Here is a 25,051-nt window from a genome sequence, read left to right on the forward strand (position 1 = left end):
GAGATGCCTGATAATGCAAAGACAAGCCGAAATAGACTTAATAAAAGAAATACTCACCTACGAAGAAAATAAAAGCACCGACATGCAGAGTGAATGTTCTAGCATCAACGTTGACTGCTACACTCGTGAAGATCAATTTTCAAAAGAAGAACAGCTCTTTAAAGATATGCCCATCATCGTAGGGCATAGCAGCCAACTGCAGGAAGCTGGTGACTATTTTACTCGCGAAATCTGCAAAGTTCCCCTCATTGTTTTACGCCAAAAAGATGGTAGCTTGAAAGCTTTTATTAACGTCTGCAAACATCGTGGTGGACGTCTTACCCGGGAGGCCAGTGGTAAAGGCTTACGCTCACTGGTGTGCCAATATCACGCCTGGACTTATGAAACCAATGGCAATCTGCGTGGCATCCCCCATCGCGATGGTTTCAGCAATATGCCAGATGGCTGCAAAAGCCTGACAGAACTCCCCTTAACTGAGCGCTTTGGTTTTATTTGGTTGCGACTAAGCCCTATCACCGCAGAGGATAAAGATGATGGCTTTGAAGCCGAACTCGATAAGCTACTGGGTGACAGTATCATTCAAGACTTAGAGGATTATCAACTAGACAGCCATGTCGTTTTTGACCCGAAGGATTTTCATCGCCCGATAAATTGGAAGCTGGCAGTCGATACATTTATGGAAAATTATCACGTCAAAAAAACCCATAAAGAAACCATCGACTTTATGTTTTTAGACACGGTCGGCAGCTACAAAAAATTTGGCCTGCAGCAACGCAACCTCTACCCTAAGAAAACCATTACCAATCTACGCGATAAAGACGAGTCCGAGTGGCATGTTCGTGAGCACGGTAACTTCCTATACCTACTATTCCCCAACACCCTACTGTTAGTAGAGCCCGATCATATCAACGTCTCTATTGTTTATCCCGACGGTATTGGTCACACACAACTAATTAACTTTACGCTGCTACCCGAGGCACCCAATGAAAAAGGTATCGCTTACTTTCGAAAAAACAATGAAATTCTATACCGCGCTTTAGAAGAAGATTTCAGTATGGCCAGCGATGTACAACAGGGGCTTTATTCTGGCGCCTGCCAGGAGTTTCTACATGGACGATTTGAACAAGGCTTACGCTACTTTCATGACAACATCGAGCAGGTTTTGAAGGCGCAGTAGCTCTTAAACCAACACATCAAAACAGGGCGGCTTAGCTTTCAAATAAAAACGGCTGCCCATAAAAAACGCCGCTATCAGCGGCGTTTTTTATTTCGAGACAAATAGCCAAAGCATTAAGGGTTAACTTTTAGCAACTCGACTTCGAAAACCAAAGTAGCATTCGGCCCAATAATACCGCCTGTACCACCCGGGCCATAGGCTAGGTTAGAAGGGATATAAACCTTCCACTTTGAACCCTCTGGCATTAATTGTAGAACTTCAGTCCAACCTGGAATTACTTGGGTCACCTTAAAGGTCGCCGGCTCGCCACGCGCAACCGAGCTATCAAACTCAGTGCCGTCAATCAAAGTACCTACATAATGTACCTGCACGGCGTCATCGGTGGTCGGCTTAGGGCCACTGCCTTCGGTGATCACTTCATATTGCAAACCACTTTCAGTGCTCTGCATACCTTCTTTCTTAGCGTTCTCGGCTAGGAAAGCTTGGCCAGCTGCTAGGTTTTCTTCACCCGCTTTTTCACTCTCAATACGAGCTTTCTCAATGGCTTCTTGCTGTTTAGCCATTTGCTTTTCCTGGTACTGAGTCATTACTGACTGCATCTCTTCAGGAGTCAAACGGGACTGTTTGTCTTCAGCGATGTCTTTAACTGCTGCCGAAATAGCAGCAGCGTCTAGGCTCATCTCATCTTGCTTAAAGCGACCGGCAACATCGTAGCCCAGAATATAGCTGATCTTCTTTTCCATGGTGTCTAGCACCAGCTCTTGTTCTGGTGCTTTTTTAGCCTGCTCATTACAACCTGCAACAAGCATTACAGCGGCAGCAACACCGGCAATCGCGAACTTTTTCATTATTGCTTCCTAATTGGTCCGTGAGGGGACTTGGCCCCATTAAACTTTATCGTTAACTTTATTGACTTCGTTTATTTGTCTGAGCGTCTATCTCTTGATAGCGCTTATCCACCAGCTCTTGAATTTGCTGAGCGTCTTGCATCAGCTTCTGAGCCTGTCCTGGACTTACAGTCATCGGCAAGGGTACAGCCTTTGCATCAGCTTGAGTAGTATTTTCAGCTTCTTCTGTGGGCTCCGGCACGGGAACCGACTGCATCAAATTGGCATTTGGGTCTACCCAAAGCTCTTCTGCCGCACCTGCAGGGTTGGGCGAATCCGATAGATGCCAGTTGCCGGCACTATCCTGCCAGCGATAAGCCTTAGTTTTTCCTGACTGTGTGTCGCCTAAAAGATCACGACGCAAGCCATGCCACCAGCGATACAGCTCCAACTTCGCGTTTTCATAGCTTCCATTGACCTCTATTTCGGGTGACAGTTCCGAGGCATCCATCCAAGGCAAGCCATCCGGTCTTTTCAGCACAAATGGTGCTGCCAGAGCAACGACAATGATCAGTGCTATAAGAGTAAGAAACAAACGCATAGGACCTCCAAGGTCTAGCTATAGATACTTTAATAGTTGTTCTAGCTGTGAATTTAGGCCTAAACGATGGCTCTGACCTGGCTCTTCTTGGCGCATGAGGCGCTCACCATACATTAATAGATTTTGCTGTGCAGCATCCGGGCCAAAACTCGATGTCGCTTCCAATTCAAATAACGCCTGCTGCTCCCAACGTTCCAGTTCCAGCTCGAGGGACTTTGCCTGCTTATAAACCGTATCAAATGGATGATTTTTAAGCATCCTACGCAATTCACGCATAGGTAAAAGATAGTTATTTTGGTGCTTATCAATTAAAGCCAAGGCACTTTCTAAATCTTCTACTGAGATAAGACGTCCATCCACGCCCTGCCAAAGGCACCAAAGCAGAATATTGACCTGGGCCCCATATTCATCCTGGAGCAGCAACAAGCATTTCGCAGCCTTGGATTGCTGGTAGTAAGCAAGACTAAACTGCCACAACAAATTTTCAGTATTGTCTGTCATTTAATATCCGCAGCAGTACAATAGCCGCCATGATTGAGATACAAGATTTAAGTTTACAGCGTGGCCATAAGCTTCTGCTAGACCATTGTGCTTTGCGTGTTCATCCTGGGCAAAAAATTGGCCTAATCGGAGCAAATGGCAGCGGTAAATCCAGCCTATTCAAATTACTGCTAGGCCAACTGCAGGCCGATACCGGCAGCTGCTCAATACCCAGCAACTGGCGCTTATCCCATATGGCCCAGGAAGTCGCCCATAGCGAACGAAAAGCCATCGACTACGTAATCGATGGTGATCAGGCCCTGCGTAAGCTCGAAGCTAAACTGGAGCAAGAAAACTCCAAGGGAGAAGCTGCCTGCGGTGAAACACTCGCCAAACTTTATGGCGAAATTGAACAGCATCAGGGCTACAGCGCCGAATCTAGAGCGCAAGCTTTATTAAACGGACTTGGCTTCACCCAGGCTGATAGCCAAAAACAGGTACATGAGTTTTCAGGTGGCTGGCGCATTCGATTGAATCTAGCCCAAGCTTTAATGTGTCCATCCGACTTCTTATTGCTCGACGAACCGACAAACCACCTTGATCTAGATGCTACCGTTTGGCTGGAACAATGGCTTCAGATGTACCCCGGTACACTGCTAATAATCTCGCACGATAGAGATTTCTTAGACAACGTCATTCAATACACCGTTAATTTGCACAACCAAAAGCTAGAGCTATACAACGGTAACTATAGCAGCTACGAGAAACAAAAAGCCGAGCGATTAGCGCAACAACAAGCGGCATTCGAAAAGCAACAGACTCGCATTGCGGAAATTGAAAATTTTGTTCGCCGCTTTCGCGCCAAAGCAACAAAGGCCAAGCAGGCTCAAAGCCGCCTCAAAGAGCTAGAGCGCATGGAAGCAATTGCGCCAGCTCACATTGATTCGCCCTTTAACTTTCAAATTCCAGTTGCCGACAAGCTTCCGCAGACCTTAATTAACCTTCAGAAAGTACATCTGGGCTATGGCGACAGCAGCATAGTTAAGAATATCAACCTCACCATCTTGCCTAGCAGCCGAATAGGGCTATTAGGGCATAACGGTGCTGGTAAGTCGACGCTAATGAAAGCCTTGGCTGGAAATCTCAAAGTACAAGCTGGCGACATTAGCGAGTCAGAACATTTAGCTATTGGCTATTTCGCACAGCACCAGCTAGAAGCTTTAGATATGCAAGCCTCTGCTGCACTGCATATACAGCGTTTAAGCCCAACAGCCAGCGAACAGGAGGTCAGAAATTTTTTGGGCAGCTTTGGCTTTCAAGGTGACCGCGCCTTTGAAACTATTGAGCATTTTTCAGGTGGAGAAAAAGCGCGCCTAGCGCTGGCCATTATTGCCTGGCAAAAACCCAATGTATTACTGCTTGATGAGCCCACTAACCACCTTGATTTAGAAATGCGACACGCTTTAACCGTTGCCCTACAATCTTATGAAGGTGCCATTGTTCTAGTTTCACACGATCGCCACCTCCTTAAAAATACTGTTGAGCAATTTATCTTGGTTGATAGCCAACATGCAGAAGAATTCAATGGCACACTAGAGGACTATCAAAGCTGGCTGTCACAGCAAGGCTCCAAGGCTGACAATCCTAGCGAAGGATCTCAAAAAGCCACCAAGAGTGATAAAAAAGAACAACGCCAGTCAGCTGCAGCACTCCGACAAAAACTGCAACCTATTCGGAATCAAATTAAAAAACTCGATCGCTCCATGGAGTCAACTCAAGAGCGCCTTGAGAAAGTTGAGAGCCGATTAGCGGATAACACTCTTTATGAGGGTGACGGTGAAGAATTAAATCAACTTTTGCAAGATCAAGGCGGGTTACGCAAGAGCCTAGACAATATGGAAGAACAATGGCTCGAGCTTAACGAGGAGTTAGAATCGCTCAGTGAGTAGCTGCTGAAATAATTACTGCAACTTCTGTCCCTTTTTTAGAAAGGGCCGCAGCAGTGAAATGTACTTTCTACGAGAATATTGTCGCAAGCCATACTGAACAACTAATAAAATAGGAGTTATAAGTAGGAATAACTCCACCCTTAATCCAAGCTGCAGAAAAGCTATAAGGGTCAACACAGCAAGCACAAGCATCAACAACACTAGCAACAATTGGGCTTTAAGCCAGCGGCTGTTCATGCCAGGCGTCGAAAAGCAGGCATAGCGAGCCTCTTCAAATCGGCTATGCTGATCAGCTTCACTTAAGCCCTTTAATTCTTCTAAAGCAAGCAGCTCCTTCCTTGAGATGTTCATAAGCTTCTTTCCAGTTCCTTAGTCAGGCTTTTGCCTGCTTTTTACCTAAGCTCTTAAGTTTTAGATTTTAATAAGGAATAATCTATACAGCGGGCAAAACAAAGTTACGGCATTTATAACAGTACCCATTCATCGCCCCCCCAATATGCCCTCAAAACAACCATCTATCAGCTAGGCATAAGAATTAATTATATAGTCTATAATTGTCAACACACAGATATAGAGTGACTTTCATGGCGCGGCAAATTAAGGCCAATGGCTTTACCTTAACAGAACTAATCGCTGTTATTGTGATTTTAGGCGTCTTGGCCGCGGTTGCTGCGCCAAAGTTTGTTGACCTTTCAGCAGCGGCGAAAGTCGCAGCCCTAGAAGGTATCGCCGGCACCATGCGCTCTACAGCTCAAATGACCAAAGCCGCGGCTTTGGCACAAGGTATCGAACCTGCAAGCAGCAACCCTTCTGGGGGCCAAACGAGATTTATCATTAATGTGGCCGGTGGCAGCTCGGAGCTAGATTGGCGCAATCTATGTCCGGAGAGTCGAGCCGAGCTTGGCAGTCGCTTTACCATGGTGGACTTCATTAATTTAAGTGGCGGCATGACAAGTCGCGTCACCAATCAATACACCTTTGTTGGCTTTGAAATACCTAGCTCTGCGCCAAACGGCAGTGGCTGTTACGTGATCTATGATTCTTTCGGCTCACCCAATTGCACTGTTACTGTGGTGGATAACGATTGCTAATAGCTGGGTGACTTAGACAGAGTTTTTCATCGACTGCTACTAGCATCCAAATCGATTTGACCACTGTCTTCTATTCTTATCGATGATAGAAAATTTCCAGTATCTAGCTTAAGTGTCATTTTGTAATTGAGTGGCTCGGCCTGACTTTTCATCAGTTTATTTAATAACCTCACCCCTTGCACCATACTCGCCTGAGCTTTTACATCCAGCTCCTGGCTATCATAAGCCGCAATTGTTGGGATATCTTTTGCGACGCCGTGTATTAACTCAAAGCCCTCTATCTCGACACTGTAGGAGGCCCCCACAAGATCTAAGTCAAAACGGTTAGGGTTGTCAACTTTGAGCTTTATATTGAAAGAGGGCGCCAGATTATCCCCGGGGAGCATTTGAATATTTAATACATTGAGGCGGGGTTGTTCGAAGGCATTAGGTAAGTGACTACAAGCCGCCAGCCAAACAAGACTGAATAAAATAAAACCCCGCGTAAAAAGTTGTCCTAGTCTTACTATGTTCATTAAATTCTCACTTTTTTGTGGCGGGGCCAATTATTAAAATTCAGGCGGCTTTAGCTTAGCTCAATAACTTTCTCTACCAAAGCATTGATACCTAATGCAGCTTCACTGATAGAAGATGCCAGCATATACGCTGGTGTGGTCACCAATTTATTGGCTTCGTCGATCACAACATTTTCAACGGAGCAGTTTTCATGCTTAGCGCCGCTTTGCTCTACGGCTGCTGCAGTTTCTGCATCATTGCCAATAGTACAGACAACATCCGCAGCAAATAGTTTGGCAGACATTGCAGGGGCAATACACATCAAACCAATAGTTTTTCCTGCAGATCTTGCTGCTTTAATGAAAGCCTCGAAATCAGGGTTCACTTTCATTGCAGGGCCATCAACAGCAAAAGTGCACAGATTTTTTGCGGCACCGAAGCCACCAGGCACAATGACAGCGTCAAAATCTTCAGCATTAACGGCTGCTATATCTTTGATATCTCCACGAGCGATTCGCGCCGCTTCCACCAAAACGTTACGGACTTCCTTTTCTGCCGGCTCACCGGTTAAATGATTCACGACGTGCATTTGATCGATATTCGGGGCAAGGCAAGTCACTTCTGCACCCAGCTGATCTAAGCGCAACAAAGTTAACACTGACTCGTGAATCTCAGCCCCATCGAATACACCACAACCCGCCAAAACTACCGCTACTTTTTTAGCCATTGCTAGCTCCTCTGAATTTATTTAATCAAATTGACTATATGGGTGCTATGTTACCAGCTGGGAGATAAAAATCATGATGTAAAAGCTCTTTTGCTGCCCTGAATCTTCAGGCATAAAAAAACCCGAGCTAGCCCGGGTTTTTTTACTAGCTGTTAGATTTTACTCTACAGTTTCTGTACTAATCTCAGCTACTACACGACGGTTCGCAGCACGACCTTCAGCAGTACTGTTGTCAGCAACAGGACGAGCTTCACCATAACCAGTAGCGGTTACACGACCAGCTTCCACATCGAAGGTCTCAACCAACACTTTTGCTACCGCACTGGCACGACGGTTAGAAAGGGCTTGGTTGTATGCTTCAGAAGCGGTTGAGTCAGTGTGACCTGCTAGCTCAACATTGGTTTTGTTGTATTGCTTCATGAATTCAGCAACATCTTTAATTTCTGACATGTACTGCTGTTTAACAGTAGCGCTGTCGGTATCAAAATTTACTTCCAATTCAATTGAAACTGTCTTGGCAATTTTTTCAGGGCAGCCATCTTTATCAACCTTGGTACCCATTGGCGTATTAGGGCAAAGATCGCCGTAATCAAAAACGCCATCTCGATCGCTATCTAGCGCGCAACCTTTTCCATCAACGGCTACACCAGCTGGGGTGTTTGGACATTGATCCATACTATCTTCAACTGTATCACCGTCACTATCTAGCTTTTGAGGAGCAGCGGTAGCACCCATTAGGTAAGCTACACCTAAGCCTAAAGCTAGATCTGTAGCTTCTTCATCTAACGAGTGAATTGCACGAACATCGCCACGTATAGCCCAATTGTCATTAAGAAAATACTTGGTACCCGCTCCTAAATTTAGCGCCGTCTCTTTATCTTTGTCACCACCTTTAATATCGAAGGACTGGTCACCTGCACCGCCAACAAAGAATGGTTGCCAAGAACCACTACGAGCAAGATTATAAACAGCATCCAAGCGTAAATGACGACCATCAATACCTAAACCACCCATTTTAGTCCTACTAGAGAAGTCATTAATCATGCCTTCAATGGTCCAGTTTTCATTCACTACATAGCCAAGACCAAAAGTTTTACCGCTACCATTCTTAAGGCCTCGATCATTCTCGATATAGTGCTTATTGGCACCCATGTATGCCTCAAACTTATGATTAGGCGAAGCATTTTGCGCTGAGGCAACTACGGACATTGCACTTGCAGCCACACCCAAAGCCACTGCAATTGTGCATTTCTGGAAGTTTTTCATTAATTGAACTCCTATTATTGATTTAAGCGTATTACTTTAAATTTTTTATGAATTTGTCTGACTCCGCGATGGATTCCTCCATACGCGCAATCAAGGTATTTATATCTCGGCGCAAACCGCCAAACTCAGCCTTAAGCGAGCCTATAGCGCGAGCATTCAAGTTATGTTTTAAATACAAAACCTGATCATTAAACGTCTTTAACACTGGCGCCATTTTGGATTCAGCACTGCGCATCGTTACCAGCATATTTTTGTATTGTTTGCGTGTATCTCTTAATTGGGATTGGCTTTCTCGGCGCAAACTCGCACTTGAGTATTGCTCCAGTTCATCTTCCCATTCGGCAAACAAGGCTTCTGCTACATCTTCAACTTCATCAATTCGACGACTGACATTATCAGCCTCTTGCTGACTATCTTCGTAAGCATCATGCAAGTTTTCATAAACACTCTGCAGCTCGCCGCCGTTGTAACCAAGCTCTTGGCTAAAACGATCTAAGGCATCTCTGAACTGCTCTTTAGCGTCGACTTGTGCATCGCGAACACCTTCGATCCGACTCGTTAAGATATCGCGTTTATGCATACCTACGGATTCCATAGCGGAATAGTAGGCCGATTGGCAGGCCATCAGGCCAAGGGATAATAGGGCAATAAGCGTTAGCTTATACAAGGTATGTGGCAGTCGAATCATAAAGCTTCCCGGTCTTAAGATACGCTGAAGAATGCCCCAAACAGCATCCCGCTGCTAATGGGGCGGCATTCTAGCGTATTTTTAGCGACATTCCCACAAACGTGAAAAGGATCACGTTTTAGGCGTCATTTGCGGGTAGCAAGAGGCAAGTGAACTGAAACGACAGTCACTAGCACTTTTTGAACAGCAAATCCCAAACGCCATGACCAAGACGGTCACCACGACGCTCAAATTTAGTTATTGGGCGAAATTCCGGTCTTTTAGCAAACAGGTATTCACCTTGGGTGTTTTCAAACTGCTCAGCGGCGCTCATGGTTTCCATCATGTGCTCGGCATAGGGCTCCCAATCGGTTGCCATATGGCAGATACCAGCAGTATTAAGTTTGGCAGCTATCTTCTGAATAAAGCCTGAATTCACAATTCGACGCTTGTTGTGTTTTTTCTTGTGCCAAGGATCAGGAAAGTACAGCTGAAAGCGATCAAGACTATCGTCTGCAACACAGTCTTCTAGAACATCATTGGCATCAGCCATATAGACACGCAGGTTCTCCACGCCTTCATTGCCGGCGTTATTAATTAAACGCCCAACACCTGGCGGGTGCACTTCGATTCCGATGAAATCTTTTTCAGGTTCGGCCTTTGCCATCTCCAGTAGAGAATCCCCCATCCCAAAACCTACCTCAAGCACTTTTGGGGCATGGCGCCCAAATACTTCATCAAAGTTTTGACTGCCTGAATAAAGGCTTAAACCATATTTTGGCCACCACTGCTCAAAGGCTTTGCGCTGCCCATCTGTGATACGACCGGCCCGGATTACAAAACTACGAATCGATTTATCTTTGTATTCGGGTTTAAAAATAGAATCTTGCATAACTAATTCTTTACATCTTTATTACTGAAAGCCTGCCGTATTAGCAGACCCCAAGCGATCATCAAGGTGAGGCCACCTAAAGGCGTTACTGGCCCCATCCAGCTTGGCGCGCCAAGCGCTAACGCATAAATACTGCCGCTAAATAGCAGTATTCCTAGCTGCCAGCCCCAAGCAACCCAAAGCAACTTAGGCCAGGCTTTAACGGTGGCGAATGCTGCCAAAGCCAATAAAGCCAAGCTGTGGTAAAAATGGTATTGATTAGCGGTGCTATAAGCAGACCAAAGTTTCGCACTCAACTCGGGTTTAAGCCCGTGGGCCCCATAGGCACCTAAAACAACCGCGATCAAACCATTAATTGCCGCAACGGCGAGAATTGTTCGGTACATTCGCACCCCAGTACAAACCCTGTTAATACTACGATTAGCGCTACAACTTTCATCAAGCTTTAGCTGGCCATCCGTTTAGCAATTCAAAACACGACCAGCTTAAGCATAAAAAAAGCCGCACTAGGCGGCTTTTGTACCAATATTGCTGACATTACGCTTCAATATTGGCCTTTATCTTTTTCATTGCATTCTTTTCTAGCTGGCGAATTCGCTCAGCTGATACGCCATATTGATCAGCCAACTCATGCAAAGTGGCCTTTTCTTCGCCCAACCAACGCTGCTGCAAAATGTCGCGACTGCGATCATCTAGATGCTCAAGCGCGGCACTTAAGCTCGCCAAGCTTTGCTGTGTTGAGTCTAAGTGCTCTAAAGCTAAAGCCGGATCTGCGGCGCGATCTTCTAAGAAGTTTGCCGGTGCCTGGAATGCACTTTCATCATCATCGTCCGCGCCGGCATCGAAGCCCATATCGTTGGCCGCCAAGCGACCTTCCATTTCACGGACATGATTAACGTCGACATTAAGATCTTTGGCAACCGCTTCAGCTTCTTCGTTGTTTAACCAAGCAAGGCGCTTTTTAGCACTGCGAAGATTAAAGAACAATTTACGCTGGGCCTTGGTGGTAGCGACTTTAACAATACGCCAGTTGCGCAAGATAAACTCATGCATTTCGGCCTTAATCCAGTGTACCGCAAAGGATACAAGGCGTACGCCACGCTCTGGATTGAAACGCTTTACGGCCTTCATCAAGCCAACATTACCTTCCTGGATCAGATCAGCTTGGGATAAACCATAACCCGAATAAGACTTGGCGATATGCACTACAAAACGCAGATGAGCCATTACCAACTGGCGGGCAGCATCTAGGTTTTCGTGGTAATACAGATCTTCTGCCAAGCTCTTCTCTTCTTCGGCTGACAGTACACTGATACCATTAACCGCCTGCATATACGCGCCCAGATTGGCTCCTGGGGATAGCATACCTACTGGCTGAATGGCTGTACTCATATATATTCTCCGTTACTCGACCCTTAATACTAGCAGCTATCGGGTTTGACTGCTAATACTAGCGCGGGTTCGCCCAAAAGACCTTTAAGTCTTGTAAAGTAGAGATTTTGATCAGATTTTAAGCAGCTATTTGGGTTCGATTGCCGCCAAGTGACGACCAACGGCTAAAGCCGCGCCCAGCCAGCCCAATACTGAGCTGGCCAAAAGCAAAAAGCCTGCATCGAACCAATTTATACCCATTAACAGGAAGTCGCTGCCATAGGAGCCAGCCAACTTGGCCACGGGACCTGCTAGAGCAAACAGACACAGCTCTGTAAGCAGCAACGCTAAGGCACCACCCAGCAAGCCATACCACAAACCGGTATATAAGAAGGGGCGACGCACAAAGGCATTGGTACCACCCAAGGTTTTGGTAACTAGAATTTCGTCCTTGCGGGCCGCAATGGCCAAGCGAATGGTATTGCCAACGATAAGCAGCACACCTAAGGCCAATAAGCCCGATAACAGCCAGATTAAGGTGCGACCAAGGGCCAGTATTTGCTGCAATCTTTGCAACCATTGCAAATCCACATCGACTTGCTCAACTTCAGGCCTGGCCTGCAGGTTGGCCTGGAGGGACTGCACCTGCTCCAAACTGAGTTGCTCAACCAAACTAAGCTGTAACAAGGGGGGCAAAGGGTTACGCTCAAGCTGCCCCAGGACATCAGCAAAACCAGAGTGCTCCTCAAATTCTTGCAAGGCTTCACTCGGGCTTATATATATTCCTTCAGCAACCGACTCTAGCTGCTCTAACTCTGTTAGCAATTTCTCAGCAACCGGCTGCTTAACATTGTGATGAAGATAAACCGATAGGCTAGGGCGCCCCTGCCAACTCTGCCCAAGCTCATCGATATTACTGACAGCAACTGAAAGCACCTGGGGCAAAGCCAATGCAATGGCGACCACCAAACAAGTCATTAAGCTGGATAAAGGCTGTCGTAATAAGCGATTTAAGCTATCGCGTGCGCTACTAATATGATGGCGGCAATATGAGCGCCACAAGTTCAGTAAGCTTAGCTGTTTTAAGCTGGCGCCTCGGCTAAGCGCATCGGGCAAAGCTTTTTGAGATTCCTGGCTCACGCAGCTTCTCCTCCTAAACCAGGAACATCTGCCACCAATTGTCCGCCCTCTAGAGTTAGTTTGCGCTTACCCATTCGCTCAATTAAGGCCAAATCGTGGCTGGCAATCAGTACCGTAACCCCCACATCATTAAACTGCTGCAGTAGCTTCATGATCTCTGCGGACAGCTCAGGGTCTAGGTTTCCTGTCGGCTCATCCGCCAGAAGCAAAGGAGGCTTGTTGACCACAGCACGGGCAATGCCCACACGCTGCTGCTCACCACCAGAAAGCGCAATAGGGTTGAGCTTTTCCTTGCTCAGTAGACCCACTTTATCTAGCGCAGCCCTAACGCGGCGACCAATATCACGCGGCTCAAAACCCGCAATCATTAGCGGTAATGCCACATTGTCGAACACGGTACGGTCAAACAATAGTTGATGATTTTGGAACACCACCCCTATCTGGCGGCGCAAGAATGGAATTTGGCGGCGCGGCATCTTATTGAGATTCTGGCCACCCACAACCATCTGGCCACGCGTCGCCCGCTCCATCAACATAATTAACTTCAATAATGTGGATTTACCTGCACCAGAGTGGCCAGTTAGAAATACCATCTCACCGGCATCGATATTTAGGCTTAAATTGTTAAGCGCATCGAAGCCGCCTGGGTAGCGTTTGCTCACATTGAGAAATTGAATCATGGCTTAGAATAGACGTCCTATTTATTCGGCCTGGCCTTGGTCAAACAAAGCGCGCACAAAGCTTTTGGCTTCAAATGGCTGCAAGTCATCAATGCCTTCACCTACACCAATAAACCGTACCGGTAAGCCAAGCTGCTTAGCCAGTGCAAAGATAACACCACCTTTGGCGGTACCATCCAGCTTAGTTAGTGCTAACCCAGTGACACCGGCAGACTGGCTGAACTGTTCTGCTTGGTTGATAGCATTTTGGCCAGTACCGGCATCTAGCACTAACAGTACTTCATGTGGCGCGCTATCATCCAACTTGGCCATCACCCGCTTAACCTTAGCAAGTTCATCCATCAAATTGTCTTTATTGTGCAAGCGGCCTGCGGTATCAGCAATCAGAATATCTACATCGCGAGATTTTGCCGATTGTAATGCATCAAAAACCACCGAAGCACTATCGGCACCGGTGTGCTGCGCCACAACTGGGACATTATTGCGCTCACCCCAAACCTGCAGCTGCTCTACCGCGGCGGCACGAAAAGTATCACCGGCAGCCAGCATTACCTGCTTACCTTGATTCTGAAAGCCCTTAGCTAGCTTACCAATGGTGGTGGTCTTTCCGACACCATTGACGCCAACAACGAGGATCACAAAAGGCTTCTTTTGAGTATCAAGCAGCAAAGGCTTTTGTACGGGGATTAAAAGCTCTGCCAAAGCAGATTGCAAAGCCTTGTATAGGGCTTCGGGATCGGCAAGCTCTTTACGGGCAATCTGCTCAGACAGCTTTTCCATGATCTCTTCGGTTGCTTCAATACCTACATCGGCCATCAATAACTGAGTTTCGAGTTCTTCTAAGAGATCTTCATCGATCTCTTTGAGACCCATAAAGATATTGCCTAGGCCTTCTGTTAAGTTACCGCCAGTTTTGGCCAAGCCAGCACGCATACGGGCGAATAGGCCACGCTTTTTCTCTTCGGCAGGCTCACCATAGCCAGTTGGTGCCATAAACACCTCTTGCGCTGCCTCTGCTGCCGGCTCTTGCGAAGGAGCCTCTTGCGCCAAAGGCTCAGTCCTTACGGGTTCATCTGGCTGCTGTTCGACAGCGCTTGTTTCGCTAGCTGTAACCTCGGGCGCCACTTTAGTGTCAATTGCTTGCGGGCTAACCTCTTCAGACTCAAGACCTTCTTGCTCTGGAGATTGCTCGATCGCTGAGGGCTGCTCTTCGGTATTAGCCTTGTCAGCCTCACCTTTTGGGGATTTCTTAAAAAAGCCAAAAACCATGGTGTCTAAATTCTATTACTGATCGGATAAAGGGGGCTCAAGGTGAACCCGAGAAAGTGCCGCATTCTAGCACTCTATAGGCCTGCTGTCGCAGCCTTAACACAGCCCCTTGAGATGGCTACAATGGCCAGCCAATTGGACGAGGCCGTGCATGTCAAAAGCAAACCCTACACAGCAATTACGCATCATCGGTGGTCAGTGGCGTGGCCGGAAGTTTAATTTCCCTAGCGCTGACGGGCTGCGCCCAACCGGAGACCGAATACGCGAAACGCTTTTCAACTGGCTAAGTTCAGACATCTATGGCGCGCGTTGCTTAGATTTATTTGCCGGCTCTGGTGCCTTGGCTTTAGAGGCTTTGTCCCGTGGTGCAGCGCATGTAGCGCTGTGGGAAGCGAATAAAACAGCCTACCAGCAACTGCAAAACCATATCAAAACACTGCAGCCTCAATTAGGTGAACAAGAAGCTCAGCTCAACCATGGCGATTGCCTGATGGAGCTCGCTCAGCACAATGAGAGCGCTCCTTTTGATATCATTTTTATGGACCCGCCATTCGCTGCCAATATGTGGGAAACGGCCGCCGAGTTATTAGAGCAAAACAATTGGCTGCACCCAGACAGCCTTATCTATATAGAGAGCCCCAAAAACCAGCTGCCAAAGCTGCCTGAAAAATGGCGGAATTGGCGCTGCAAAAACACCGGGCAGGTTTGCTACCAACTCTATATTGCACGCTAAAAACCAAATAATTTGCTTTTTTACCTGCATTTTGCCGATTAAGTTTTGTACTGAGGCGCCAAATTGTTTACCATCTGCGCCCGATCGAGAAACCTGACGTGGAAACTAATATGAAGCGCGTGGTATACCCTGGAACATTTGACCCAATTACTAACGGTCATATCGACTTGGTAGAGCGAGCCTGCAATCTGTTTGACAGTGTCGTATTGGCCATCGCTGCTAGCACCAAAAAGAACCCTCTATTCACTTTAGAAGAAAGGGTTGCACAAGCAGAGCAAGTTTTAGCCCACATACCAAATGTAGAAATTTGTGGCTTCAATGTATTACTAGCGGACTTAGTAAAACAGAAAAAAGCTCAAGCAGTAGTGCGCGGCTTGCGAGCGGTATCTGACTTTGAATATGAGTTTCAGTTAGCCAACATGAACCGTGCTTTATCTCCAGAAATGGAGAGTCTATTCTTGACTCCAGCCGAACACCTATCTTACATCTCTTCATCATTGGTACGCGAGATTGCATCGCTCGGCGGTGATGTCAGCAAGTTTGTTCATCCAATCATCGAACAAGACTTGAAGAAAAAGTTTGGCAGCTAATACTTAGCTGCCACAAATCTCTTTTCTTATTTTTGGCAGACGGGGCAGTAAACACTGGCCCTTTGCACATGGCGCTGGCTTTTGAGCACAGTGCCACAGCTCAAGCATGGCTCCCCATCACGACCGTAAACATTTAGTTCCTGCTTGAAGTAGCCGGGCTTGCCATCGCCACCAACAAAATCCTTTAGGGTTGTCCCGCCCTGTGCGATAGCTTTTTTTAGAACCTTTTTGATGTTTAACAACAAACGCTCTATCTCTGCACGTGTCACTCGCCCAGCAGCACGGCCGGGGCGAATTCCACTCATATACAAAGATTCGTTGGCATAAATGTTTCCTACGCCTACCACCACCTTGCTATCCATAATCAGAACTTTAATGGCTTGTTTTCGCTTACGAGTTTGCTGATAAAGATAATCTGCTGAGAATTTCTCAGATAAAGGCTCAGGCCCTAAGTGTTGAATTAGCTTATGTTCTTCAGTAGGTTGATCGGTCCAGACGATGGCACCAAATCGGCGGGGATCAGTAAATCTCAGCACGGTATCCAAGCCAAAAATAAAATCGACATGATCATGCTTTTCGGGTTCAATTGCAGCTTCTACAACTCTTACACTGCCTGACATGCCCAAGTGCATTAACAAGTGTCCATGCTTAAAACGAAACAGCATGTACTTTCCACGGCGGCTCAACTCAAGCAGCTTTCTACCTTCTAAAATCTCTGCTAGCTGACCATCAATTGGCCAGCGCAGTTGATTATTTCTAACAACAACTTGCTTTAGGGTTCGGCCAACAATATGCGGCGCGACACCGCGGCAACTTGTTTCTACTTCAGGTAATTCTGGCAATGCTAAGCTCTCACTGAAAAGTTTTAGGCACCATAGCAGCGAGATTTAAACTTAGCAAACCCATTAGACAAACTCTGCATCAGAGCTAACATGAAGATCGCCCGCCTCTAGATACAGGCCCTGTTGAAGATAAACAGAGCATTCAGCCCAGCGATCACTAAGAGCCTGATCGTTCACCCCAGTAGCAACACAACTTAGCTGCAGATCCTTACAAAGTTTGATGATGAATTTCAATATCGAGGCCTTTGAGTGCATCTGTGAAGAAAACTCAGGGGAGAGTTTAATATACTGTAGCGGTAGATTTGACAAACTTATCAATGGCGAGCAGCCGGATCCAAAATCTGTTAACGCAAACTGAAACCCTTTCGCACTCGCATCGACGAGTAGACCTTCTTGTTGATCGATGACTCGCTTCAAAGCTCGCTCACTCAATTCAAATACCACATCAGCTTTATTCATTTGGAACAAGGAAAAGCAATGTGCCATGCGACTGAAAAAACCCGCATCCAGATAATGGCCTGACGGCAGCCCTATAGATATTTTTGATTTCGAGTCGGCATATCGGGCACGCAACTGCTTGAGATCAGCAGCAATTATCCTAGCCAACTGTTGCTCTACAAAGTCTTGATGACTGGCCTTTCTGATTGCCTCACTGATTTCGAAAGAACAGAGATTCTCGAGCAACTGACCAGCCCAATGAATACGCGCCTCAAAGATAAAAGGCTTCTTAGTCAAAGTAGAAACAACAGCATGATAATCAAATAAGGAGTTCTCAGCACATATTTGCTCATCAACCTGCTGTAGAATTCTTTGCCCTCTCATTAACTGATTTTTAACAGTATCAGAATAATGCACATGGCGGTTTCGTCCGCGTTGCTTCGCTAAATACATCGCAGCATCAGCTTTTTGCAATAAAGTATCAATATTTTCAGCATGCCCAGGAATAGTTGCGCTTCCTACACTAGCGGTCACTTGTAGCCTTTGCTGCTTACTCGCAACAAAAGGTTTAGTGAGCTGTTGAATGATCAATTTAGCTACAGCCGCTGGCTCGACACCCATTTGCTGGCCAGGAATAGCTAATATAAATTCATCCCCACCTAATCTCGCGCAAATTGCCGCCTGATGAATTTCATAGCGTAGAACTTTAGCGACCTGACAAAGAACCTCATCACCAACCGCATGTCCGTAGGTATCATTGATTGGTTTAAAATCATCCAGATCGATAAAAAATATTGTACAGCCACTATCGACTCTGGAAGTTAACTTACGAATAATTCCACGTCGATTGTATAGCCCCGTTAAAGCATCCGTTTCTGCGGCCGCTGCGTTTTTTAACTCTACTAGTTTTCTATCGTGGATATCCAATAAGGTTAAGCTGTAACTTGCCTGACTATTGTGATCGAGCTCCGCATCGCTGTGTTTTCGCAATTCTACGCTATGCCAGCGCGGCCCCGTCTGAGTGACCAGTAAAAGCTCTTGATTAACATCATTTTTAATACTTAGAATTTCAGCTAGCTCAAATTCCTCACTGACAATCGAATGCAGATTCGGTACAGACATACCAAACTGTTGTTCAAAAGGTGGATTAGCGCTTTTGATTGCCCCACTGTCATCAAATAGACAAATCATTACCGCACCATAGTCACTATGGTTACCTTGCAGCAATTCCGAATGCAAGCCCTCTACCAACATCGACATATGTCCCGGTGGGATTAAGACACCAGAAAAACGGCAGTGAACGCGCTTATCGATATTATTAGGAGAAATTTGCCACCAACGATCAATAACACGGCCGCGCTCAAATTCATCTAAATAGGAACAGAGTGTCTGTTGCACAGCAGCAGAAGAACCAGGCCTAAAATCTCTTGCCGTCAATTCAGCAAGGTCTTCGGACTCCCATAGTTTTAAGGCTGCAGTATTGGCCCAGTGAATACGATAATTCAGAACATCATAGACCCAGACCGCACTTTTAAGAGCATCCAAATCTAAGTGATCAAAGTTGGCAGGCGGAATTATTGGCACGTCAATCTTCATAAGGCATTATTCTTCTCATTAAAGGTAATACATAAGTGCCAAACTGTAAAAAATTATTTAATAAAACTCCTTTCTTCTTTCGAATTGCTGGACTTGGCTTATGCCTTTTGACGTCCAATCAGTATCTCCCAGCCGATACAAAAAAGCCGCCCACAGGCGGCTTAACTTTGATCACTAGAGAGACTTAAAAGCTGTAACGTACCCGAGCATAATAATAGCCCCCGTTGAATCCAGTTGGAGAGAACTGGCTATAACGACGCCCAGACTGTTGAGCGCCGCTTGGGTTTTCATCAGGGTATTCATCTAAAAGATTCTGCGCACCCAGTGTCACCGAGTAGTTATCATTGATGTTGTATTCAGCTTCCGCATCAAAAATATACTCATCACCATAAGAACGATCATCTTCCGAGTCATAAAACTCGTTGAAATAACTCATGCGCAGCAGGAATCGCCAATCTTCTAAGTTATGAGTCATTGCAAGATTCCAGCGTGACTCAGGCAAGCCTTCTTGCAGCTCACGGATACGCGTCGCATCTATAACATCGGGTGAGAAGCTATCTACTTCAGTTTCTGTATAATTATAGGCAAGCGAGAATTCGGAGCTGCCGCCTAACATATCCAAACCATAAGTTGCTACCAAATCGAAGCCTGAAGTTGTGGTATCAAAGTCATTGGTGAAGAAACGGAAGTTTTGTAAGTTTTGTGCGCTAGTTACACCAGAAGCGACCAAGTCATCAATTTCCTGCTGGGTTAGGCTAAAGTTTTGCGAAACACTGATACGATCCGTTAGCTCTATGTTGAAATAATCGATAGTTACGCTAACCTCTCCTAATTGCAAAATCGCACCCAAGGTATAACTCTCTGACTCTTCGGGGTCCAAGGGCTTACCGCCACGCAGAACAGCAACAGGGTTAGTCGACGGAATGGTGCCGTTGTTTACCAGATCACCTGTCGCCGCATCAAACTCGGTAGAAACATTAAAAGCATTCGACTGACCCGGTGTAGGCGCCCTAAAGCCTGTACTTGCACTGCCGCGCAAAGAAAAGTTTTCAGTAATTTCAAAGTTGGCGGAGATTTTACCATTGGTGGTGGTACCAAAATCACTAAAGTCTTCCCAGCGAATCGCCATACCTACCAATAAGCGATCAGTAACATCTGCCTCTAAATCTACATAAGCAGCTACATTTTTGCGGGCGAAGCTACCACCAGCCAACGGACTAAACCCAGGAAAACCATTCGACGCCGCTGAGAAACCCTGCGAGGCATAGGGCCCGATTTCAAACGATGCTTGGTCCCCTACAGTGATTTCAAAAGTTTCTTCTCGCCATTCAACACCCGCGGCAATATTTAAGTCTGACTCAAAGGCATCAACCGGTACGGCATATGAGACATCGGCATTAAAGTTAATATCTTGCTGAGTATAATCACCTGGATCAAATGCGGTAGGTGTTAGAGGACCAAGCGAAGCGTTGACAGTGTTCTTAATAAAGAAGTCAACATCATTTCGGCCATAGCTGGCACTCAACTCCCAATTTAAATCACTTGCTGTTGTTCCGCGTACACCTGCCGTCAGTGCGGCATCGTGAACCTTACCACCAAATCTCGGAGTGAAGCCCCCAGGAAACATTTCATTAAAAACAAAACAGTTGGGATCATCCACAACTTGTTGCAAGGCTGCTGCATCGCCAACATCAACTGTAGGACAAGCCACGCCATCATCAGGAGTAAGATCCGCTACTAGCCGGGTGACACCGCCATCGTTACTGAATACTCCCCCGCGGGTGTCAGGGTTACGAAAAAAGAAGCCACCTTCTACTTCCTTAGTCGCGTAGTTTGCAAAGGCAAAGAATTCTTTACCGCCGCCTAACTCTAAACCCAAGTTCGCCATAAGCTTTAGATCACCTTTAATTTCAGGCGTACCCCAAATTTGGGCAGGGTTAGCAACGGCGGTATTACCCGCATCTATTAATGCTTGCGCATCAGATCGCTGTTGGCTTCGATCGGTTGGATCTGTGTTGCCATATTCAAAACTGACATTAACAAAGCCGTTATCGGTAAATGGCATACCAACGTTTCCGGCAACCATTACATTTTCACCATCACCTTCTTTATATTCTCCATACTTAACTTCAATACTGCCGCCTTCAGGGTCATCTTTTAAAATAAAGTTCATCACGCCAGCGATTGCATCAGATCCATATTGCGCCGCAGCACCATCGCGTAGCACTTCCACTTGCTTGAGGGCAATAGCTGGAATTGGAGAAATGTCAGCACCCTGTGCGCCATCTGCAACACCATTACCTAACCAATAAATAACCGCAGCGCGATGTCGGCGCTTACCATTTACTAGAACCAATGTGTGATCGGGAGCTAAGCCACGCATATTCGCAGGACGCACAATGGTCGCGGCATCGCTAATGGGCTGCGCATTAACATTGTAAGAAGGCACAACGTTGCGAAGTAAGTTACTGAGATCAGAGTCACCTTGATTAGCAAAATCATCCCCGCCAACCACATCAATTGGCACAGCCGAATCGAAGACTGATCTCGGCGCCCGCCGAGAGCCGGTAACCACCACTTCTTCCAGCTCTTCCTCAACCGATTGTGCTTGAGCTTGAGCAAGTTGGATTGTTCCAGCTGCAGACAAAGCAACAGCCAAGGACAAAGCACTGGATGGAAACAGTTTCATAGAGTTCTCCTCGCAATTATTTTTATAGTCGCTCAAAAACGGTTTATCTTTATGACAGGCACAAAAGAACTGGCTATTGCCTAACCCTTGTGCTCTGGAAACTGATGACTACAGACGGCAAGCTCACGACTCTATCAGCGAAATCGTACCCTTGAATTAACTTTTATTTTTATTGTTTTTTTGCACTGCAAATAACCAAACTGATTTTTCACATCAGTTTAATCAACAATACACAGCATAAACGTAGCACGAGATATGAAAAAAACCAAAGAAAGCTTTGGTTTTCAAGTTTAAATAATTAAACGCAATTAGAATGAAATATTATATTTCGTTATCTTATCGCTCGATTTTTACGGAACTTAAAACGAATAGGGTGGCAGAGCAATCTGCCACCCACAGAACAGAAATTCAATTAGAAGGTCGATGACGCCATACGATGACATATCGCATTGTAGCTTGAGATAGTTTCGCTAATAATGTCTTCAGCGCTTTTCACTTCATTGATTAAGCCTGCAGTTTGACCAGCCAATGCGACACTCGCTTCCATATCGCCCCCAAAGTACAAATCCTTGATGGTCATGAAGGCTTCCATTGGCATTTTTCCGCTATTAAAGTACTCAGCCGAGCGCTCTGTTTTCAATGCTCGCACGCACGGACTAGATGTTTTGTTCAACATATAGGTACCATCTGTCGCTGCATCAACAATTGCTTGCTTATAGTTATTGTGCGCAGGGTTTTCAGCACAAGCCACAAAACGAGTCCCCATTTGTACAGCTTCTGCACCCAAAGCAAAGGCTGCCGCCATGCCACGGCCATCACAAATACCACCTGCTGCTACCAAAGGTAGATCGACCTTCTCCGCAATAGCTTGCAGCAACACTAAAGTAGAGACTTCTTCAGGGTTTTTAAAACCACCGCCTTCTCCACCCTCAACCACTAAACCATCCACTCCAGCTTCCGCGCACTTCAAAGCGGCTTCAACAGTAGGTACTGCATGATAAACAACAATGCCAGCCTCTTTCAAAGGAGCTAGAAACTTTTTAGGGCTGCCAGCAGATGTAGTTACAAAACGCACGCCAGATTCACAAATAAACTTTAGCATTGAATCATCATGCAAAAACATAATAGGTAAATTCACACCAAAAGGCTTATCTGTTAACTCAGCCATCTTTTGGATTTCAGCTTTACAATTATCGGTTTCACCAGAGGAGGTTTCGATAATACCTAAACCACCTGCATTGGAAACCGCTGATGCTAATTGCGATCTAGCCATCCAGCCCATTGGGGCTTGAATAATCGGGTACTTTGCTCCGCTATGTTCTAAAAATCGATTCACGTTTCTGCTCCGCTTTTTTACTGTTTACTATTAGAGTTTGTAGATAAGTCCCTGCACTGGCTTAACCTTGCCATCAACCATATTTTTATAAGATTGTTTGATTTCATCTTGACCGACTACATATTCAACATTTAGCCAGGCCTCACTGTGTTTAATAAAGCTCTGCCATACCACAGCCAACTTCTCAGCAAAGCCTTTTGGTCCCCATTCCTGCATTCGTTTTTGTGCTTGAGTGGGCGCAAAAAATAACTCTGGCTCTGGGCCAGCAAGTTTTCCCGCCTCTACTGCCGCCTGATCCCAATGGGAAGCACCTACAATACAGCTGTACTCCAGCTGATCGTTCAGGTGACTGTGGATGTCTGCTTTCAACGGCGCATTGCCTGCGAAATCAATAAGTACTGAGGGTATTCTTTTAATTTTCGCAAGATCGTCGTAACTATAAACTTCATCATAAAGCTTTAAGCCCCGAACAAATTCCACATTGGCTTTTGAACTAAGACCAATAATTTTTGGGCCAGAACCGTTCTGCTCTCTTTGTTGCCAAAACGCAAACGCGGTGCCGATTGATGTTTTACTAGAAGCACTACTCATGACGACTTGTTCGGCTAAACAGTAATCACGCTCAGCAAAGAAGTCTTGTAATAAAAATGAGGTGGTAAACAAGGGGCGTAGCAACATTTGTAGAGCTTCAGTTTCTTCGCTATACAAAGGGTCTTGCGCGCAGCGGATGTACTGATTGTAAATCACCGGCAACGACTTGCGATGAGGCATATCATCGATAAAGCTGCCTTCACTAACGTGGCCAGGCTTAACAATTAGAGACTCTGCCATTGGTAGGTAACCATACAGTTTTTCTCCCTCTTTAATGGCGGAGTTACGCGAGCGGCTTACCTCGGCAAAACCCCATACCGGAACCATCCCGTAGTTTTCAGCTGCCGGGAAAAAAGACCAGTACTGCAACATATCACCCATTACGGCATAGGTAACATTATTCGCCGTGAAGGCGTACTCTTTAATTGCAAGCTCAACTTCGCCTTCAGCCAATTCTCGACTGGCCAGTTGCTGCCACTGAGTATCTAGAATTTGAGATCGATTAACCCAAAATTGATTTCCAATAATCGTGCTCATCTGTGCACTCCTTTATTTTTGTTTAAGATCTAGTCAATTGCAGCTAGCTGCTGCGCGATCATAGCTGCGACCCTGTCTGATGCAGGTCGGGTTTGTGCCAGGCCGCTTTGTACCAATATGCCCTGAATGAAAATAGCTAACTGCTCCGCTAAAAGCCTAGCGTTCTGACCTGGATGTATCTCAGCCATCTCCTCAGCCTTAACAATTGCCTTGTAAAGGGCCTCACAGACCATCTCACCGCCACGCTGCATGATTGAATGACTGGCCGCAGGAAGCGCCGAGATCTGCGCTTGGCTATTGACCAGCAAACAGCCCCAATGGCTATTCGGGTCATCTAGAGCGCTAGCAACATATTGCTGGATTCCCAGTAAGCCCTTTTCGGCGCTTAGGTATTTATCGCAGCGACCTCGGACGATCTTATCGACATACAGCTCAAGTGCGGCTTCGAACAAGCCTGCTTTGCTCCCAAAACGGCTGTATATGCTGCTTGCCGGCAGACCCGTAACCTGTTGAAGATCCTGCATGCCACTGCCTTGATAGCCAAACTGCCAAAATTGCGCCATCGCGGCCTTCAATAGATGCTCATTGCTGACGGACTGGGGTCTGGGCATAGGAGAAAAACCTCATCACTTTCTAGTTTTGTAATGATCACTACAAAACAAGGAAATAACCAAGGTTAAAAGGGACAATTTTACGGTAGCTTTGAAAGATATAACTGAAAGGGCACATCACGATGCCGAGCTCAAAACAGGAGTTTTGAGCTCGGCAGTAGATAAAGAAACCCGTGCAGGAGCACGGCACAACTGAGAATGCCTAAGCGTTCGCTGTTGTGCGAGCCCGCGAGAGCAAGCCGTTTCGCAAACGGCGCCAGCCCGAACGGGCGACGTCATACTCAAAACAGGAGTTTTGAGTATGACAGTAGGTAAAGAGTGCAGGAGCACGGCACAACTGAGAACGCTTAAGCGTTCGCTGTTGTGCGAGCCCGCGAGGGCAAGCCGTTTCGCAAACGGCGCCAGCCCGAACGGGCGACGTCATACTCAAAACAGGAGTTTTGAGTATGACAGTAG

25 protein-coding genes are annotated in these 25,051 nt (G+C 46.2%); 5 read left to right on the top strand and 20 right to left on the bottom strand.

The window, feature by feature from the left end; translation table 11 throughout:
• The first annotated feature begins 13 nt into the window (after positions 1-13).
• The gene (locus Q1A41_RS17135; protein ID WP_299981464.1) at positions 14-1,177 is read left to right on the top strand and encodes an SRPBCC family protein; all 1,164 of its coding nucleotides are present in this window, start codon (positions 14-16) and stop codon (positions 1,175-1,177) included.
• A gap of 113 nt (positions 1,178-1,290) precedes the next feature.
• Here Q1A41_RS17135 and Q1A41_RS17140 read toward each other — a convergent pair whose 3' ends face one another.
• From Q1A41_RS17140 to Q1A41_RS17150, 3 genes are read right to left on the bottom strand one after another with little or no spacing between them, the layout of a single operon-like run.
• Positions 1,291-2,025 carry an FKBP-type peptidyl-prolyl cis-trans isomerase gene (locus Q1A41_RS17140; protein WP_299981466.1) on the bottom strand — a complete coding sequence of 245 codons (735 nt, stop codon included), beginning with the start codon at positions 2,023-2,025 and terminating at the stop codon, positions 1,291-1,293.
• Between the two features lie 58 nt (positions 2,026-2,083).
• Complete coding sequence (locus Q1A41_RS17145) at positions 2,084-2,605, bottom strand: hypothetical protein (RefSeq protein WP_299981468.1); 522 nt, start codon at positions 2,603-2,605, stop codon at positions 2,084-2,086.
• Between the two features lie 18 nt (positions 2,606-2,623).
• Positions 2,624-3,106 carry a TIGR02444 family protein gene (locus Q1A41_RS17150; protein ID WP_299981470.1) on the bottom strand — a complete coding sequence of 161 codons (483 nt, stop codon included), beginning with the start codon at positions 3,104-3,106 and terminating at the stop codon, positions 2,624-2,626.
• A gap of 29 nt (positions 3,107-3,135) precedes the next feature.
• Between Q1A41_RS17150 and Q1A41_RS17155 the strand changes: the two genes are divergently transcribed.
• Complete coding sequence (locus Q1A41_RS17155) at positions 3,136-5,034, top strand: ATP-binding cassette domain-containing protein (protein WP_299981472.1); 1,899 nt, start codon at positions 3,136-3,138, stop codon at positions 5,032-5,034.
• Between the two features lie 12 nt (positions 5,035-5,046).
• Here Q1A41_RS17155 and Q1A41_RS17160 read toward each other — a convergent pair whose 3' ends face one another.
• Positions 5,047-5,385 (bottom strand): hypothetical protein, encoded by a 339-nt coding sequence (locus Q1A41_RS17160; RefSeq protein WP_299981474.1) that lies wholly within the window; start codon positions 5,383-5,385, stop codon positions 5,047-5,049.
• A gap of 233 nt (positions 5,386-5,618) precedes the next feature.
• Here Q1A41_RS17160 and Q1A41_RS17165 point away from each other — a divergent pair, with 233 nt between their 5' ends.
• A complete protein-coding gene (locus Q1A41_RS17165) occupies positions 5,619-6,125 on the top strand; it encodes a type II secretion system protein (RefSeq protein WP_299981476.1) in 507 nt (168 codons plus the stop codon).
• Positions 6,126-6,151: 26 nt separating this feature from the next.
• Here Q1A41_RS17165 and Q1A41_RS17170 read toward each other — a convergent pair whose 3' ends face one another.
• From Q1A41_RS17170 to ftsY, 10 genes are all read right to left on the bottom strand, one after another.
• Complete coding sequence (locus tag Q1A41_RS17170; protein WP_299981478.1) at positions 6,152-6,640, bottom strand: LEA type 2 family protein; 489 nt, start codon at positions 6,638-6,640, stop codon at positions 6,152-6,154.
• A 50-nt stretch (positions 6,641-6,690) separates the two neighbouring features.
• Positions 6,691-7,347: an isoprenoid biosynthesis glyoxalase ElbB gene (gene elbB / locus Q1A41_RS17175; protein WP_299981480.1), complete on the bottom strand. Its 657-nt coding sequence runs from the start codon at positions 7,345-7,347 to the stop codon at positions 6,691-6,693.
• A gap of 159 nt (positions 7,348-7,506) precedes the next feature.
• Entirely contained in the window at positions 7,507-8,613 is a 1,107-nt protein-coding gene (locus Q1A41_RS17180; RefSeq protein ID WP_299981482.1) for an OmpA family protein, read from the bottom strand.
• 31 nt (positions 8,614-8,644) lie between these two features.
• Entirely contained in the window at positions 8,645-9,301 is a 657-nt protein-coding gene (locus tag Q1A41_RS17185) for a DUF2959 domain-containing protein (RefSeq protein WP_299981484.1), read from the bottom strand.
• Positions 9,302-9,470: 169 nt separating this feature from the next.
• Entirely contained in the window at positions 9,471-10,172 is a 702-nt protein-coding gene (gene trmB / locus Q1A41_RS17190; protein WP_299981486.1) for a tRNA (guanosine(46)-N7)-methyltransferase TrmB, read from the bottom strand.
• Positions 10,173-10,174: 2 nt separating this feature from the next.
• Positions 10,175-10,558: a DUF423 domain-containing protein gene (locus tag Q1A41_RS17195; RefSeq protein WP_299981488.1), complete on the bottom strand. Its 384-nt coding sequence runs from the start codon at positions 10,556-10,558 to the stop codon at positions 10,175-10,177.
• A gap of 151 nt (positions 10,559-10,709) precedes the next feature.
• On the bottom strand, positions 10,710-11,564 hold the full coding sequence (rpoH, locus tag Q1A41_RS17200; RefSeq protein WP_299981490.1) for an RNA polymerase sigma factor RpoH: 855 nt from the start codon (positions 11,562-11,564) through the stop codon (positions 10,710-10,712).
• A gap of 126 nt (positions 11,565-11,690) precedes the next feature.
• Positions 11,691-12,683, bottom strand: a complete 993-nt coding sequence (ftsX, locus tag Q1A41_RS17205; RefSeq protein ID WP_299981492.1) for a permease-like cell division protein FtsX — start codon at positions 12,681-12,683, stop codon at positions 11,691-11,693.
• Positions 12,680-13,363: a cell division ATP-binding protein FtsE gene (gene ftsE, locus Q1A41_RS17210; RefSeq protein WP_299981494.1), complete on the bottom strand. Its 684-nt coding sequence runs from the start codon at positions 13,361-13,363 to the stop codon at positions 12,680-12,682. The genes ftsX and ftsE overlap by 4 nt, the downstream gene beginning before the upstream one ends.
• A 21-nt stretch (positions 13,364-13,384) precedes the next feature.
• The gene (gene ftsY, locus Q1A41_RS17215) at positions 13,385-14,356 is read right to left on the bottom strand and encodes a signal recognition particle-docking protein FtsY (RefSeq protein ID WP_299981514.1); all 972 of its coding nucleotides are present in this window, start codon (positions 14,354-14,356) and stop codon (positions 13,385-13,387) included.
• A gap of 427 nt (positions 14,357-14,783) precedes the next feature.
• On the opposite strand from ftsY, the gene rsmD reads away from it, so the two are divergent.
• The gene (gene rsmD, locus Q1A41_RS17220) at positions 14,784-15,365 is read left to right on the top strand and encodes a 16S rRNA (guanine(966)-N(2))-methyltransferase RsmD (protein ID WP_299981497.1); all 582 of its coding nucleotides are present in this window, start codon (positions 14,784-14,786) and stop codon (positions 15,363-15,365) included.
• Between the two features lie 110 nt (positions 15,366-15,475).
• Positions 15,476-15,955 carry a pantetheine-phosphate adenylyltransferase gene (gene coaD, locus Q1A41_RS17225; protein ID WP_299770282.1) on the top strand — a complete coding sequence of 160 codons (480 nt, stop codon included), beginning with the start codon at positions 15,476-15,478 and terminating at the stop codon, positions 15,953-15,955.
• A gap of 26 nt (positions 15,956-15,981) precedes the next feature.
• Here the strand turns inward: coaD and mutM are convergent, their stop codons facing one another.
• The 6 genes from mutM to Q1A41_RS17255 all read right to left on the bottom strand — a co-directional run bounded on the left by mutM (position 15,982) and on the right by Q1A41_RS17255 (position 24,595).
• Positions 15,982-16,797, bottom strand: coding sequence for a bifunctional DNA-formamidopyrimidine glycosylase/DNA-(apurinic or apyrimidinic site) lyase (mutM, locus tag Q1A41_RS17230; RefSeq protein WP_299981499.1), 816 nt, complete (start codon positions 16,795-16,797; stop codon positions 15,982-15,984).
• 63 nt (positions 16,798-16,860) lie between these two features.
• Positions 16,861-18,831, bottom strand: coding sequence for a diguanylate cyclase (locus Q1A41_RS17235; protein ID WP_299981501.1), 1,971 nt, complete (start codon positions 18,829-18,831; stop codon positions 16,861-16,863).
• Positions 18,832-19,015: 184 nt separating this feature from the next.
• Positions 19,016-21,520: a TonB-dependent receptor gene (locus Q1A41_RS17240; protein ID WP_299981503.1), complete on the bottom strand. Its 2,505-nt coding sequence runs from the start codon at positions 21,518-21,520 to the stop codon at positions 19,016-19,018.
• A 412-nt stretch (positions 21,521-21,932) separates the two neighbouring features.
• Positions 21,933-22,856 carry a nitronate monooxygenase gene (locus tag Q1A41_RS17245; RefSeq protein WP_299981505.1) on the bottom strand — a complete coding sequence of 308 codons (924 nt, stop codon included), beginning with the start codon at positions 22,854-22,856 and terminating at the stop codon, positions 21,933-21,935.
• A 30-nt stretch (positions 22,857-22,886) separates the two neighbouring features.
• Complete coding sequence (locus Q1A41_RS17250) at positions 22,887-23,984, bottom strand: DUF2855 family protein (protein ID WP_299981506.1); 1,098 nt, start codon at positions 23,982-23,984, stop codon at positions 22,887-22,889.
• 29 nt (positions 23,985-24,013) lie between these two features.
• Positions 24,014-24,595 carry a TetR/AcrR family transcriptional regulator gene (locus tag Q1A41_RS17255; RefSeq protein ID WP_299981508.1) on the bottom strand — a complete coding sequence of 194 codons (582 nt, stop codon included), beginning with the start codon at positions 24,593-24,595 and terminating at the stop codon, positions 24,014-24,016.
• Between the last annotated feature and the right edge of the window lie 456 nt (positions 24,596-25,051).

This window comes from uncultured Pseudoteredinibacter sp. (assembly GCF_947502065.1).
Lineage (GTDB): Bacteria > Pseudomonadota > Gammaproteobacteria > Pseudomonadales > Cellvibrionaceae > Pseudoteredinibacter.